The following is a 15297-nucleotide window of genomic DNA, read 5'->3' as shown; positions in this document are numbered from 1 at the left end:
TACGCTTGTCCTGAGCCTGAGAGGAGGAGGCGGTATGACGGTGGGTAACGCTAGCACGCAGGTGTCGACGAACTGGATCGAGCAATACGGTCCGCGTGAGTCGATGGACTACGACGTGGTGATCGTCGGCGGCGGCCCCGCGGGACTTTCCGCCGCGATTCGCCTGAAGCAGCGCGCGGCGAAGCTGGGCGCCGAGGTCAGCGTGTGCGTGCTCGAGAAGGGCTCGGAGATAGGCGCGCATATTCTGTCGGGCGCGGTCATGGACCCGCGTGCGCTCGACGAGCTCCTCCCCGACTGGAAAGCGCAAGGCGCTCCGCTCAATGTCGCGGTGACTGAGGACCGGTTTTTGTTTCTGTCGGAAGGGCGCGCGCGGGCCGTGCCGAGTTGGGCGCTGCCGGAGAACTTCAGGAATCACGGCAACTACGTAATCAGCCTCGCGAACCTGACGCGCTGGCTGGGCCAGCAGGCCGAAGCACTGGGCGTCGAGATCTTCGCTGGCTTCGCCGCCGCTGAAGTGCTCTATCACGATGACGGCTCGGTTAAGGGCGTTGCGACGGGCAACATGGGCGTCGGCCGCGACGGACAGCCGACCGGGGCCTTTCAACCCGGCATGGAGCTTAACGCGAAGTACACGCTGTTCTGCGAAGGCGCGCGCGGTCATCTCGCGCGGCAGCTTTCGGGGCGTTTCGGCCTGCGCGACGGCGTCGATCCACAGGTGTACGGCCTCGGCATTAAGGAGTTGTGGGAGATCGATGAGGCGCAGCACAAGCCGGGGCTAGTCATTCACACGGCCGGCTGGCCGCTCAAGTCCGACACTTACGGCGGCTCGTTCCTCTATCACCTAGACAATCGCCAGGTGATGGTCGGCTTCGTCGTTGGCCTCGGATATACCAACCCGTATCTCTCGCCATTCGAGGAATTTCAGCGCTATAAGACGCATCCGGCGATCCGCGCGTTCCTCGATGGCGGCAAGCGTTTGTCCTACGGCGCACGTGCGATCGCGGCGGGCGGGTTGATGTCCTTGCCGAAGCTGGTGTTTCCGGGCGGCGCGCTTGTCGGCGACGATGCGGGCTTTCTTAACGCATCGCGCATCAAGGGGTCGCACGCGGCGCTCAAGTCGGGGATGCTTGCCGCCGATGCCGCAATCGAGGCGTTGCAAGCCGGGAGGGAATCGGACGAGCTTGATGCCTATCCGGAGTGGTTCCGGCGCTCCTGGCTGCACACGGAATTGCATCGCGCGCGCAACTTCAAGCAATGGATGGGCAAGGGCCTCTACCTCGGCACGCTGATGGTGGGCATCGAGCAGAAGGTGCTGGGTGGCAAGGTCCCGTGGACGCTGCATCACCGGCGCGCAGATCACGAGACGCTCAAGCCTGCCGCGCAATGCACGCCAATCGTCTATCCGAAGCCGGACGGCAAGCTGACGTTCGACCGCCTTTCTTCGGTGTTCATTTCGAACACAAATCACGACGAGAACCAGCCAACGCATCTGACGCTGAAAGACGCCAATGTGCCCATCGACGTCAATCTTCGCACTTACGCAGGCCCGGAAGCGCGCTTCTGTCCGGCAGGCGTGTACGAGTTCGTCAAGGACGAGACAGACGGCAAAGGCGAGGACCGCCTGCAGATCAATGCGCAAAATTGTGTGCACTGCAAGACCTGCGACATCAAGGACCCGACGCAAAACATCGTCTGGGTGACACCGGAAGGCGGTGGCGGGCCCAACTATCCAAACATGTAACCGCGCGATGCGCACGCGCAAACCAACCGGAGCGAATCAATGAGCGAAGCAAATCGTGAAGTAGTCGTGGTGAGCGGCGTACGGACCGCGATCGGCGATTTCGGCGGCAGCCTTAAGGATTTCGCACCAACTGAGCTGGGCGCGATGACCGTGCGCGAAGTGCTCGGGCGGGGGAACGTAACAGGCGATGAAGTGGGCCACGTTGTATTCGGCAACGTGGTTCATACAGAGCCGAAGGACATGTATCTGGCGCGCGTCGCCGCGATTAACGGAGGCGTCGCGCAGCACGTGCCGGCGCTGACAGTGAACCGGCTGTGCGGCTCGGGCCTGCAGGCCATCGTCTCAGCCGCGCAGACTATCTTGCTGGGCGATGCGGACATCGCCATCGGCGGGGGCGCCGAATCCATGAGCCGCGCATTGTACGCGTTGCCGGGCGCGCGCTTCGGCCAACGCATGGGAGACGGAAAGTTAGTCGACATGATGCTCGGCGCGCTGCACGACCCGTTTCAGACGATTCATATGGGCGTGACAGCGGAGAATGTCGCGCGCAAATACGACATTGCTCGTGAGGCGCAGGACGCGCTCGCGCTCGAATCGCATCGCCGTGCGGCGCGTGCGATCGCGGAAGGACGCTTCCGCGACCAGATCCTGCCGGTCACGCTGCGCACGAAGAAGGGCGAGACGGTCTTCGACACCGACGAGCATGTGCGCCTCGATGCGAGCGCCAAGGACTTCGAAACCCTAAAGCCGGTGTTCGTCAAGGAGAACGGCACGGTCACGGCTGGCAACGCCTCGGGCATAAACGACGCGGCGGCGGCTGTGCTCCTGATGGAGCGCAGCGAAGCCGAGCGACGCGGCGCCCGGCCGCTTGCACGGCTCGTGTCCTACGCGCATGCCGGTGTCGATCCTGCATATATGGGCATTGGCCCAGTTCCGGCGACGCGCAAGGCGCTCGAACGCGCAAATCTCGACATGGCGCAGCTCGATGTAATCGAAGCCAACGAAGCATTCGCCGCACAGGCATGCGCGGTCACACAGGAGCTGGGTTTTGATCCACGCAAGGTTAATCCGAACGGCTCGGGCATTTCGCTTGGGCATCCGGTCGGCGCGACAGGCGCGCTTATCACCGTCAAGGCGTTGTATGAACTGAAGCGCATCGGTGGCCGCTATGCGCTCGTCACGATGTGCATAGGAGGCGGTCAGGGAATTGCCGCAATCTTCGAAAATCTTCAGTAATCGAGTCGAGCGACACTCTATGAATATCGAAACGATTGGCGTTGTGGGCGCCGGTACGATGGGCAGCGGCATCGCGCAGGCGGCGGCCGTCGCGGGGCTGAACGTCGTTATGATAGACGTAAGCGAGGCGGCGCTCGGCAAGGGTAGTGAGACAGTCCGGGCGAGCCTCGCGCGGCTTGTGACCAAGGGTAAGCTCAACGCGGCTGCGCAGGACGCCGCGCTCAGGCGCATCGCGACCTCGACCGACTATAAGCGGCTTGCTTCGGCGGATATTGTCATCGAAGCGGTGACCGAGAACGTCGAACTGAAGAAACGCATTCTCGGGCAGATCGAAGCGGTGGCGCGGCAGGATGCGATCATCGCGACGAATACATCGTCCATCTCGATCACCGAGCTTGCCGCACAGCTCGCCGACCCGTCGCGCTTCATCGGCATGCACTTCTTCAACCCCGTGCCGGTGATGCCCCTCGTCGAGATCATTAGCGGCCTGCAGACGAACAACCAGACGTCGGCGGCCGTGCGCACGCTCACCGAGCGCATCGACAAGTCGCCGATTGGCGTCCGAAACTCGCCCGGCTTTGTCGTGAATCGCATTCTCGTACCTATGATCAACGAGGCGTTCTTCGCCTTGCACGAGGGAGTGGCGAGCGCGGCGGAAATCGACGAAGGCATGAAGCTCGGTGCGAATCATCCAATCGGTCCCCTTGCGCTCGCCGATCTTATCGGGCTTAACGTGTGCCTGTCCGTGTTGGACGTCTTCCTGAAGGACTTTGGCGATCCGAAGTACCGCGCTTGCAACTTATCGCGCGAACTTGTCGCGGCCGGACGGCTTGGCCGCAAGTCAGGGCGTGGGGTGTACGACTACCCCGCGTAAATCGCATGTTGAGCGGTGGCGCCTGTCGAGGAATTCTCGCGGCCATAGCTCAGTTAGATTTTAGCGCCGATGGACGACTAGGAGTCGCTTGGCGTACGCGGTGGCCCTCTGACTGAGAAAACCGCTCGCTTGTCGGTGCCTGGGTGACGAGGCAAGCGCTGCGCAGTTCATCGAGCGACCCGCGCGCGATTGTTTTGGCGTTATGCGTGGCGGCGCATCCGACGCTTTCACTCGTTCAGAGCAGGCGGCCGGCTTCGGCATCGTCAAACTATGCGAGGAGGGAAGTCGACTTCACTCTCAGGACTTTTGTCCGTGTGCACGTCCAAACTCGTCGCGCGTATCAAAGTGAATGCGTGGACCTCGCTTTACGGACTTTCTGCTTGACCTAACGCGGAATTCGTTTCCTCGGAGGGAGCCGCGCTGAGCATGCTTTCGAACGTGTCGAGCATCCCGGAGATGGCGTAGGGTGTCGACCAAAGAGGAGCCAATTTGCCTTCCGAAGAACTCGCTTCCCAGGCTGCCAAGATTGCGTTACCGGAAATCCCGAGTAACGACAACCGCTGATCGACCACAGGTTGCGGCACGTGCATTAGCAACTCTCTCAAATGGCTAAGACAGCGCCGGTACCCGATGTTCCATGTATCCGCCAGCGCAGCGCGTAAGAACGCGCGGTCGTTGAGTTGCAGGTTAGCAATCATTCGAATGTATGTTGCCTGCCCAGTATGGCTTGCCAGATTCAACACTGGGAGAGTTAGTGCCTTAAGCACATTGCGGATCGTTACTCTTCCGTCCGCTTCGAATCCGTCCAGTAGTGCCTGACGGTCTTCGTCTATTAGCCGAGCGCCATCAATAACCAGCTCTCTAGCAAGTTCCGATTTGGTGCCGAAGTAATAGCGCAGTGAGGCGCTATTTCGCTGTCCGGCAGCGGAGATGATGTCTTGTACCGACACACCCTCCATCCCACGCTCAGCGAAAAGTCTTTGGGCCTCTTGTTTAAGTCGGGCGCGTGTTTCAGCACCGTCTGTGCGAAGGGTTTTCCCTACGGTCGTCATTATTTACCACCATCGGCTAAGTAACTATACTGGGTTAATTAACCCGACAGGAGAAACTGTACATGAAAATAGTCATTGTTGGTGGCGGCGTCGGGGGACTCACGACGGCCCTAGCCTTACAGCATCATGGAATTGAATCGATTGTACTGGAGCGCGCGCCGCGACTAACGGAAGTGGGTGCCGGCGTGCAAATCGCCGCAAACGGCACACTTGTCTTTCGGAAGTTGGGACTCGAGGCGGCCCTCGCGAATGCATCGATGGTTCCCGAACGATTCGACTACCTCGACTTGGCCACAGGGAAGCTCTTGTATCAGGCGCCGCTTGGCGAGGCAGCTGCTGACCGTTACGGAGCTTTGCTCTATAACATCCATCGAGCCGACTTGATCGACCTTCTCGCCAATGCGCTACCAGAGGGCGTCGTTCGCCTAGGTGCCGAATGTGCATCTGTAACCCAAGATCAATCTGGCGCGTATGTAACGTTGAAGAGCGGTGAGACAATTCGAGCCGACGCTGTGATTGGTGCCGACGGGATTCACTCAGCTGTCAGGTCTGCGTTGCGCGGTCCAGAAGAGAAGCAGTTCGCAAACATCCTAATGTGGCGGTCGCTTATCCCTGCAAGCAAACTCACGAGTTTGAACCTACCCGTTGCCGGAAATAACTGGTTCGGCGTCGGGCGGAATGTGGTGTCTTACTGGGTTCGCAAGGACCTGTATAGCGTCCTTGCCTCCGTACCCGCGACCGAAGTAAGCCGTGAATCGTGGACACAATCCGGCAATGTGGAGGAGTTGAGGAGGTCTTTCCTCGGCTCTGAGCCGCGAGTAATGGCGATGCTCGAAGCAGTTGAATCGGCATTTATCACAGGAATGTACCACCGCGATCCAATCGAACGCTGGAGTACGGGGCGCATAACACTGCTCGGCGACGCAGCGCACGCGATGGTGCCATATCTGGCTCAGGGTGCGTGTCAGGCGATTGAAGATGCTTGGGTGCTGGCATCGTGTCTCGACTCTCATGGTGAGTCGGGCGTCGCCGAGGCACTCGTGGAATACGAACGTCGTCGTCAACCCCGCACTACGCGTATTCAGGCCGGAGCGCGGTTCGTAGTCGATTGGGCACACGAGCCAGACGAGCAACGGGTGCGCCAGCGCAACGCTCGAATGAAAGGTCTTTCACGAATCGACCCGTTGGCTGAAGCTTCTTGGTCCTTTGCTTGGGGACATGACATCCTGAAAGCAGCGAAATTAGCTCCCGGCGAAGTGGTGGGTTTGAGTGCTGCCCGTGAGGGAGTTGTTATGGCACGCCCCGAAAGCCAGCGAGCCTTTTCTCTATGGAAAGGGGTTTTTAGTCCAGATGACATCGCCCGCGGGGACCGTGGCCAACGGGCGGCTTACGAGCGGTTCCTTGAGACGCAATTTCCGCGGCCAGACGACTGCGAAGTAACCTCGAGCGAACTCCGCGACGTGAACGTATTGCGAGTGGTCGCAAACGGCGCAGGCGACAGCGCAACTATCCTACATTTTCACGGCGGCGGATATGTGTTGGGCTCTGCGAAAAGCTCCACTGAATACGCTTGCAGACTCTCGGAGACATTCGACGGACCCTGCTTTACCGTCGATTATCGACTCGCCCCCGAACACCCGTACCCTGCGGCAATCGACGACGCCTTCAGCGCCTATCGCGGTCTGCTTGCGACAGGCGTTGATCCTTCGAGGATCTTCCTAAGCGGAGAGTCATCCGGTGGTGGACTGGCTTTGGCACTCGCTCTCGCTCTCGGGCGTGCCGGCCTTCCTGCCCCGGCCGGTGTTATTGCGATATGCCCGCTTACTGATCTTACGCTCAATGGCCCCTCGGTGTCGCTTAATTCAGGAAACGATCCTGCCGCAAGTCGAGAAACCCTTATCAATTTAGTAGCGTCGTACTTCCAAGGCCACGAACCGACTGATCCAATGGTGTCTCCATTGTTCGGGGACCTTGCTGCTTTGCCGCCAGTTTTTCTATCTGCAGTTCGCGGCGAAGTCCTTGAGAGCGATACGACGAGATTCGCTGAGCGTGCGATTTCTGCAGGTGTCAACGTGACGCTAAAGATGGTATCGGACTCGGTTCACGTTTTCACTCTCTTTCCATTCCTGCCGGAGGCACGAGAGACGCTGGCAGAAATCGGTGCATGGAGTCAAACAATTTTAGGCGTTGATCGGCGGGCCCACGTCGCCGGACTGCAGGAGTCGGCGGGAGCGCGCGTCGTTTAGCTCGCGTCAACTGTCGGTGCTGACCATCCGTCCGGGAAAAACTCATCCTCGGACGGCATATGGATCTGCCATCGCTCGCCCTGAGGCGATAAGCGGTAACGCCTCACGTTTTTGATTGGAGGAGTCGTGACAGCAAATACCAAAAGTACATCTCTGCATTGGCCGCCGACGCTGCCACAGCAGATTTCTACGCCACTGACATCCCTATACGGCAATCTGGAAGTGGCGGCGCGGCGTTATCCAGACAAAACCGCGATTTTCTACTACGGCAGCGGTTTGAGCTACAGCAAGCTTCTTAACGACGTCGATGCGATGGCGGGATTTCTTCAAAAGCACTGCGGCGTTGTCCGCGGTGACCGCGTTATTTTGTATCTGCAGAACAGTCCGCAGTTCATCATCGCCTATTACGCGATACTTCGTGCCGACGCTGTAGTCGTGCCTGTCAACCCGATGAGCGTGACCCCAGAGATCAAACACATCGTTGAGGACAGCGGTGCCAGGGTCGCTGTCGCTGGCGGCGAAATTCTCTCCCAGATTCTTCCTCTTTTAGGCACTGCGCTCGATTGGATACTGCGCGTGCGCTACGCCGACTATCTCTTTGAAGAAACCGATCTCCGCTTGCCTGACGCCTTGGTCTCCGTCGACCGACCTGCAGCTTCTGTCGACGATCCCAAGCCCCAACTAGTGGAGTGGGGGGATGCGCTAGCAAACAACTATAGTCCTGATGCGCATCAGGCGGGGCCTGAGGATCTTGCTGTAATTCCCTACACATCCGGAACGACGGGGCGACCAAAAGGTTGCATGCATACGCATCAAAGCACGATGCACGCCGCAGTGTCGTGCGCTGAATGGCCTAGAACGCCCAAAGATAGCGTCTCCCTCTGCTCGTTGCCCTTATTCCATGTCACGGGCATGCAAAACTGTATGAACATGCCGATCTTTCTCGGCGCGTCAATGGTCCTGATGAGCCGCTGGGATGCTGAGTGTGCAGCGCACTTGATTGAACGTCACCGGGTGAGCATGTGGGTCACGATCCCTACGATGCTCATCGACCTTCTGAATCTACCTAACGCTGGTGACTTCGACCTGAATTCGATTTCTTATCTTAGCGGCGGAGGCGCGGCGATGCCACAGGCTGTCGCACAGCAAATTCAAACCCAATGGGGAATCACATACGTGGAGGGCTACGGCCTGTCAGAGACGATGTCGGCGACTCACATCAATCCGCCACACCGGAGCAAGCAGCAGTGTTTGGGAATTCCGATTTTCAACGTCGAGTCTCTTATCGTTGAGCCGCATAGTCTGGAGCCGGTAGGGCAGGGTATCACCGGAGAAATCCTTGTTCGAGGCCCCCAAGTATTTAAAGGATATTGGCGATCGCCAGAAGCGACACGTGAAGCATTTGTCGATGTGGATGGAAAAAGATACTTGCGGACGGGCGATCTAGGATACGCCGATGAAGATGGCTATCATTTTATGATCGACAGATTGAAGAGGATGATCAACGTTTCCGGCTTCAAGGTATGGCCTGCTGAAGTCGAGGCTGTGTTGTTTCAACATCCGTCTATTCAGGAAGTTTGCGTCATAGCGGTGCCCGACGCGCGTCGGGGCGAAGCAGTAAAAGCTGTTGTTGTATTAAGGGATGGACGGGACGTTAGCGAAGAAAAGCTAAAGGAGTGGGCCCGCGAGAACATGGCGCCGTACAAAGTGCCTCGTTTTTTTCAAATTGTATCTTCTTTACCGCGCTCCGCCAGCGGGAAGGTCCAATGGCGTGCACTCCAAGAGCTAGCGCTCTCACAATCCGCGGGCGTTTAATACGTTAACTTCCGCGGTCTGTTTTTCTAGAGGCTGAAGGCAGGATCGAATGATCCTGCTGGTGACGCTGTTCGCGTCAAGTAGACGAGCGGGACCGATTGCAAAACCAAGGTGCCTAATTGCACATAGATTAGTTGTACTAACGCTCTGATGTACGGTGCATTCCTGACTTTGACGAGCACATCATAACCGATTAAAAACGCAAGCGGACGTTCAAGAATTGCCACGAGACAGGCATTGAGGCTTTTCTGTCGAGTAGTCTGAAGTTATTTCAAAATAAAAAAGTAACTTATAAATTGGAGATTGAAATGAAAGATGGTAAGACTATGCAAACGGTTGGCATTACAGCTATCGCTTTACTTGCAAGTATTGCGACGACGCCAGTGCGTGCGCAAAGTAGCGTCACCCTATATGGGGTTGCAGATATCGGCGTGTTATATACCAGTAAAACCGCGAACAAAGCCGGGCAAAACGAAGGATCGCAGATTTCGTTAATAGAAGGTCCGCTTTCTGCGTCGAGGGTCGGGATAAGGGGCGTGGAGGATCTAGGCGGAGGCCTGAAAACTGTGTTCACACTCGAAAGCGGGATTGATATGGCTAACGGTGGATTTGCGGACTCAAACGGCAACTTCTTTGGCCGACAAGCTTGGATTGAGCTCGAGGGAGGTTTCGGTCAGGTCAGAGCTGGGCTGCAATATTCCCCATTCGTCCTTGCGCTGATTGCGACGGACCCACGTGATATTTCCTATTTCGGCAGCGGCGCCATCAACTACGTGGACAATGTGCTGGCGACTGGTTTATTTAACCAGAACGCCATTTCTTATACATCACCATTCCTAGGCGGCTTCCAAGGAAAAGCGATGCTCGGACTGGGCGGAAAAGCCGGAGACTTTCAGTCAGGCAGGCAATATTCGGCCAGCTTGTCGTATCATCTCGACGGCTTTGTCGCGAACGTTGCATACTATGATGGGAATGCTGGCGGGGCGACTACCACACCGATTCCGAGCAATGTGCCGTTCCAGGGGCGAACGATCGGGGTGGCATACACTTATGGACGTCTGACGTTAAAGGGATCATTTGTCAATTACAAGGTGTCGGGGTCGTTCGACAACCGAGTCTATGGCGGCGGACTGAGCTTCAACGTTACCCCTTCATTCAACGTGGATGGTGGGGCCTGGATTACGAGTGACGGGAACGATACTTCGAATCACTCTGTGTTGAGCGCGGTCGGTATGCGATACAGTCTGTCGAAGGCGACGGCGCTATTTGCGCAGGCGGCGTTAGTTAATAACCATGGAAAGATGAACACGGGTGTAGCAATCAATAATGCACTTTTTAGTGTTTCGGGGACCACCTACAGTGCGACCGTTGGCATTGACCATGTGTTCTAGCATGCATTAGTCAGTCTACGTTTGTTTCTTTCCGAGACAGCCATGACATCGGCTTAGGATTGGTTCGAATGCATGGTGGCCAACGGACAAGTGGCAAGTTTGCGCAAATGGAATCGATGCGTGAAGACCGGCGAAGGTTCAAACGCTTCTGTGTGCGCTGCCGGTCTTGGAAAGGCTTCGAATCAAAGCTTCCGTCAGCTTGGAGCGGTACCGTCCTCATCAATCGCAAACCCGCGCTTAATTAGAAGTCAGCCTTCCGATCGCAGCACTGTTTATCGTAGGCGGGCAGGTTTCCTTCCTACGGTGACCATAGAGCGACAGATGCAAAGACAGAAATGTTCCAATCAAGAAAGAAGCTGGCGTAGTTTCTCGCGGCCCCTGTGTAGTTGAGACTTGACCGTCTCTACAGGGATCTCGAGGGTTAATGCTGCTTCAGCATAGGTCATTTCTTCAAGGCCCACTAGGAGAACAACCTGCCTTTGTTCTACCGGAAGATATTTCAGAGCGGTCTCGATATCGAAAATCTGCTCCCGCAAATGCGTCTCGCTATTCGTCCAGAATGTTCCTAGCATCTGCCTGACACTCAAATGGATATCATGACGCTTGTCGTTGGAAAAAACATCGTGAAAAAGCCCAAATAACTCAGCGCGATCGGTAAGCCCGCTTCTCAGATCCGCTCTTAGCAAAGGATGCTCAAGCGTTTTTTGAACGAGGTAATTTGCAACGCCATCGTCGTGCACTAGACTCAATGCATAGCGGCGCAATCGGGGTATCCAATCCACCATTTGCGATCGTTCGCTCACGATACCTTGCCCAAAACAGTGAGATTTTGCGTGGTCAGGCGGTTATCCATCCGACTTCCAAGCGTTTCTGAAAGAAGCACGGCAACGCAACTGATTACGTGCCTCGCAGTGGATCGTATAAGTTTGCTTACCGTGCAGCCTTTGTTTCCGCGTTATTAATAAGGATGACGGGCGACAGTGTGGCCGGAACGATCCCCGGGGCGCTGAGCACCCCGGTCATGCTTCTCTGAATCCAGAACGAATTCGTGCTAGCGCTGAATCCTTGCGCCCTGTCTATTGCAGCAGATACGCCTACTTAGACAGGTGCTCTCTGATTTCGTCGGAGATGACGGTCAGAGCGGCCTGCGTTGAAGGCACGGTCTTCAGCGCATTCAAAAGCACAAAGTCATGGATGGTGCCGTTGAACCGAATCGCTGCGGTGGGCACGCCAGCAGCTTTCAGCTTCCGTGCATAAGCTTCACCCTCGTCGCGAAGAGGATCGTTTTCCGCGGTAACCACCAATGCCGGCGGAAGTCCTTTCAACTGTTCGGGAGTAGCGCGCAGCGGCGATACATATGGGTTATTGCGAGTCGCCTCGTCCGGCGCGTACAAGTCCCACCCGTATTTCATGAAGTCTCGTGCAAGGAAGCGGCCGGTTCCAAACTCCTTGTACGAAGCGGAATCAACGCTGGCGTCCGTTGCCGGAATAAGAAGCGCTTGATAACGAATCTTTGGTCCGTTCTTGTCTTTGGCCATTAGCGCAAGCGCAGCGGCCATGTTACCGCCGACTGAGTTGCCGGCGAGCGCGATACGATCCCCATCAGCACCGTATTCTGCCGCGTGATGTTTGACCCAGGTCAGCGCAGCATAGGATTCGTCCAATTGGGTCGGGAACTTTGCTTCCGGCAGCGGTGTGTATTCTACGAACACACCTACTTGGCCTGATCCGACAACAATGTCACGGAGGAGACGCTCATGATTTTCAAAATTACCGACGATCCACACTCCGCCGTGGATGAACAGAACAACGCCCGGATTCTTCGCAGGCTTGTTCGGCTTCATCACATACAGCTTGATAGACCGCCCATCCACTGTAATAGACGTCTGGGTTGTTGAAACACCGGATACGTCTACAGGAGTCTTCTTTTGCAACCCCGTCAAAATGTCTTGAGGTTGTGGCTGCGGCAGTTTCCAAAAGGGGCTGCTGTCCTTGTTGATTTCAGCGAGGAATTCCCGGACTTGAGGGTCGATGCGTGCATCGGACGTCGGGTCAGTGGGCTCCGCGGCTTGCGCCCCGGCAGACGATGCAATGGCAGAAAAAGTAATTCCAAACAATGCACTTAGGACAGTCTTCTTCATAAAGCCTCTCTTGGTTTTGAGTCGAAGGGAAAACATTGCATGTATGTCACTAGTGCCTTGGCATGCTGATTCGGCAATCATGCGCAACGCCGCCGATCTTAAGGGACATCAGTAGATTTTGCGGCATGCGAAACTCGCAAACATGATTGCGTAAAGCGCAACGTGTAAACGAATAGAATGCTTGAATTGTCGGAAATGACATACCATTCGTCATCGATGTCCACGCTCCATTGATCAAATGAATCATGACCCAACGAAAGCGACCGCCCCTGGATTCTGGACTTCTGCATGCCATGAGGCTGTTTGTACGAACCGCAACCTGCGGCAGCATTTCCAGTGCTGCAGTAATAGCGCAGCTCACTCCGTCGCAAGTCTCGAGGATGATTACCGAGCTGGAAAGCCGACTCGGTTGCAAGCTACTGCATCGGAACGCGCGTGGACTTTCACTAACCGCGGTTGGGAAGCGTTACCTGGAACGGTGTCGGGTGGTGCTCGACACAGTTGATGACGCCGAGCGCGAAGCGTCCGACTTTGCAGGCGAACCTAACGGTTTCGTGCGCGTTGCGAGCATGGATGGTCTCGGAAGGCGTTACGTTCAATCCGTTCTCGCGGCGTACGCTTCCCGGTACCCGAACGTATCGGTCGAGTACATCACACGCCAAAGCCCGGCAGACCTGGTCGCGGAAGAGATCGACTGCAGTGTTTTTTGCGCAGTGAGTCTTCCGTCATCCAACCTCATGGCCCGCAAGGTAGGGGCAGTCAGCGCGGTACTTTGTGCCAGTCCCGCATATATTGCACGGCGCGGTTCGCCAAGTGCGCCATCCGAACTCCTGTCACATACGTGTCTCAATCTATCTACGACTCCGTTCGAAGGGTGGCCGTTGCAAGCCGGCGTGTCCAGCCAGACAATCCAGGTGCACACTTCGTTTGCTGCTGATTCGCCGGAGTTTTTGAAGTCGCTCGCTATCCAAGGGATGGGTATCAGCCTTTTGCCAGTGTATTCGGTGATCGATAGCCTTGAGTCAGGTGAGTTAGTTCCGGTCTTACCTTCGTGGCGTACGCAAAGTGTTCCAGTTTTTGCGGTGGTGCCTTCTCGGAATCTCCTGCCGGCGTCAACACGGGCGCTAGTAGATTTGCTCTACCAACACTTGCCCGATGCGGTTGCAAAGGACGAAGACAGGGTCCGACAGCTTACCAACATTGTAGGAGCCGCTCAGGAACATCAGCTCATTCATGATTAGGCCGCTCTCGTCCCGATTTGCTACGGCTTGTTTGTAATGCATTTGCTAGCTATCCACAAAAAGTGACAAGGTTATTGCTGGCCTATTAGGACTCCAGACGAAAAAACCCTAAAGGATTGACAACTCTTACCGTAAATGTCTTTGCAAGTGACAAACGGCCCGGTTCATCTTGCGGAGAGGCACGAACGCCGTTAAAGCGTTACGACCGAACAAATGGCACGTCGGGGCTTGTTCGATCTGTAGCAGCCTGTTGAAATACCCCCTTCCAAGTCATCCATACGCAAGGCAGAAACGTTGATCTAAACAATCGAACGACACAGAGACCAAAAGCGATGCGCGGCCCCGACGGCTATACCGAATCGATGTTCACGATGTCCAGACTGGACGATTTCGTTCCGGCCAATCATCCGCTGCGACCCATTCGCTTGTGGCTGAACGAGGCGCTCACGCGCATGGACGCGGTGTTTTCGCGCATGTACGAAAGCGAGGCCAAGGGCGGTCGCCCGAGCATCGCGCCGGAGAAACTGATACGCGCGCTGTTGTTGCAGGTGCTGTATTCGATTCGCAGCGAACGCATGCTGATGGAGCAAATCTCCTACAACATGCTGTTTCGATGGTTCGTCGGACTGGCGATGGACGATGCGGTCTGGGACCACTCCACCTTCAGCAAGAACCGCGACCGGCTGATGGTCCACGATGTCATGGTCAGCCTGTTCAACGAGACTGTCGAGACGGCGCGCGGGCGAGGTCACCTGTCGGGCGAGCATTTCAGCGTCGACGGCACGCTCATTCAGGCGTGGGCGGGGCACAAGAGTTTCGTGCCCAAGACGAAACCGGATGACGATTCGCCGCCTGAGGGCGGAGACGGCTCGCAGGAGAACTGGCGCGGCGAGAAACGCAGCAACGACACACACGAATCCAGCACGGACAATCAGGCACGACTGTTCCGCAAGAGTCGTGGCACGGGCGCGGTGCTTTGCTACATGGGTCACGTGCTGACCGATAACCGGCATGGTCTCGTGGTCAACGCGCAGGTCACGCAGGCCAGCGGCACGGCCGAACGCGACGCTGCCGCGCAGATGCTTGCGGATGCTGCGCAATGTGCCGGTACGACCATAACGGTCGGTGCCGACAAGAACTACGATACGGCTGGCTTCGTGGCGACGTGTCGCGCGAACAACGTGACACCGCACGTGGCGCAAAACGATGCCCGCGCGGGCGGTTCCGCGATTGACGCTCGAACCACGCGATGGCCCGGCTATGCAATGAGTCAGTGCAAACGCAAATGCATCGAGCAGGTGTTCGGATGGGGCAAGACCGTCGGGCGGATTCGGCAGGCGATGTATCGAGGTCTGAAGCGAGTCGACCAACTCTTTCTGCTGACTCAGGTGGCGTACAACTTGACCCGCATGCGCACGCTTGCTGCTCGCGCAGCTTGAAAGCGTAAGCGAGAAGCAAAGCGGCATTGGCAGCAGATGAATCAAGGAAAAGTCGGCGTCAATTCATTTGGAACACCGCATTGTGCTAGCTCTTGCGGATAAACAAGCGCGCGTTCATTTA

Annotated in this window: 11 protein-coding genes and 1 pseudogene; 9 read left to right on the top strand and 3 right to left on the bottom strand. The window is 56.7% G+C overall.

Annotation, left to right across the window (positions count from 1 at the left end; genetic code table 11):
* Nucleotides 1-34 precede the first annotated feature (34 nt).
* Genes ACZCWR_RS25470 through ACZCWR_RS25460 form a run of 3 tightly spaced genes read left to right on the top strand, consistent with a single transcriptional unit; the run spans nt 35 to nt 3851 of the window.
* Nucleotides 35-1741, top strand: a complete 1707-nt coding sequence (locus ACZCWR_RS25470) for an electron transfer flavoprotein-ubiquinone oxidoreductase (protein ID WP_487305802.1) — start codon at nt 35-37, stop codon at nt 1739-1741.
* Nucleotides 1742-1780: 39 nt separating this feature from the next.
* On the top strand, nt 1781-2977 hold the full coding sequence (bktB, locus tag ACZCWR_RS25465) for a beta-ketothiolase BktB (protein WP_487305801.1): 1197 nt from the start codon (nt 1781-1783) through the stop codon (nt 2975-2977).
* Nucleotides 2978-2996: 19 nt separating this feature from the next.
* Nucleotides 2997-3851, top strand: a complete 855-nt coding sequence (locus ACZCWR_RS25460) for a 3-hydroxybutyryl-CoA dehydrogenase (protein WP_487305800.1) — start codon at nt 2997-2999, stop codon at nt 3849-3851.
* 365 nt (nt 3852-4216) lie between these two features.
* Here the strand turns inward: ACZCWR_RS25460 and ACZCWR_RS25455 are convergent, their stop codons facing one another.
* Nucleotides 4217-4903, bottom strand: coding sequence for a TetR/AcrR family transcriptional regulator (locus ACZCWR_RS25455; protein ID WP_487305799.1), 687 nt, complete (start codon nt 4901-4903; stop codon nt 4217-4219).
* Nucleotides 4904-4965: 62 nt separating this feature from the next.
* Between ACZCWR_RS25455 and ACZCWR_RS25450 the strand changes: the two genes are divergently transcribed.
* The 3 genes from ACZCWR_RS25450 (at nt 4966) to ACZCWR_RS25440 (ending at nt 10355) form a co-directional block, all read left to right on the top strand.
* Complete coding sequence (locus ACZCWR_RS25450) at nt 4966-7149, top strand: alpha/beta hydrolase fold domain-containing protein (protein ID WP_487305798.1); 2184 nt, start codon at nt 4966-4968, stop codon at nt 7147-7149.
* 126 nt (nt 7150-7275) lie between these two features.
* Nucleotides 7276-8964, top strand: coding sequence for a long-chain-fatty-acid--CoA ligase (locus ACZCWR_RS25445; RefSeq protein WP_487305797.1), 1689 nt, complete (start codon nt 7276-7278; stop codon nt 8962-8964).
* Between the two features lie 308 nt (nt 8965-9272).
* Nucleotides 9273-10355 (top strand): porin, encoded by a 1083-nt coding sequence (locus ACZCWR_RS25440; RefSeq protein WP_487305796.1) that lies wholly within the window; start codon nt 9273-9275, stop codon nt 10353-10355.
* A 344-nt stretch (nt 10356-10699) separates the two neighbouring features.
* Here the strand turns inward: ACZCWR_RS25440 and ACZCWR_RS25435 are convergent, their stop codons facing one another.
* Together ACZCWR_RS25435 and ACZCWR_RS25430 are read right to left on the bottom strand one after the other, a co-directional pair.
* Nucleotides 10700-11140, bottom strand: a complete 441-nt coding sequence (locus ACZCWR_RS25435) for a sigma-70 family RNA polymerase sigma factor (protein ID WP_487305795.1) — start codon at nt 11138-11140, stop codon at nt 10700-10702.
* Nucleotides 11141-11449: 309 nt separating this feature from the next.
* Nucleotides 11450-12496 carry an alpha/beta hydrolase gene (locus tag ACZCWR_RS25430; protein ID WP_487305794.1) on the bottom strand — a complete coding sequence of 349 codons (1047 nt, stop codon included), beginning with the start codon at nt 12494-12496 and terminating at the stop codon, nt 11450-11452.
* A gap of 245 nt (nt 12497-12741) precedes the next feature.
* Between ACZCWR_RS25430 and ACZCWR_RS25425 the strand changes: the two are divergent.
* The 3 genes and pseudogenes from ACZCWR_RS25425 to ACZCWR_RS25415 all read left to right on the top strand — a co-directional run.
* Nucleotides 12742-12897 (top strand): annotated as a pseudogene (locus tag ACZCWR_RS25425) (helix-turn-helix domain-containing protein); the annotation flags it as partial.
* 87 nt (nt 12898-12984) lie between these two features.
* Nucleotides 12985-13737: a substrate binding domain-containing protein gene (locus ACZCWR_RS25420; RefSeq protein WP_487306144.1), complete on the top strand. Its 753-nt coding sequence runs from the start codon at nt 12985-12987 to the stop codon at nt 13735-13737.
* A 332-nt stretch (nt 13738-14069) separates the two neighbouring features.
* A complete protein-coding gene (locus ACZCWR_RS25415) occupies nt 14070-15176 on the top strand; it encodes an IS5 family transposase (protein WP_487302694.1) in 1107 nt (368 codons plus the stop codon).
* The last annotated feature ends 121 nt before the right edge of the window (nt 15177-15297 follow it).

Source organism: Caballeronia sp. A2-2 (assembly GCF_057612605.2).
The sequence above is the reverse complement of the archived record's forward strand: the minus strand, read 5'-3'. Positions and strand labels throughout refer to the sequence as shown.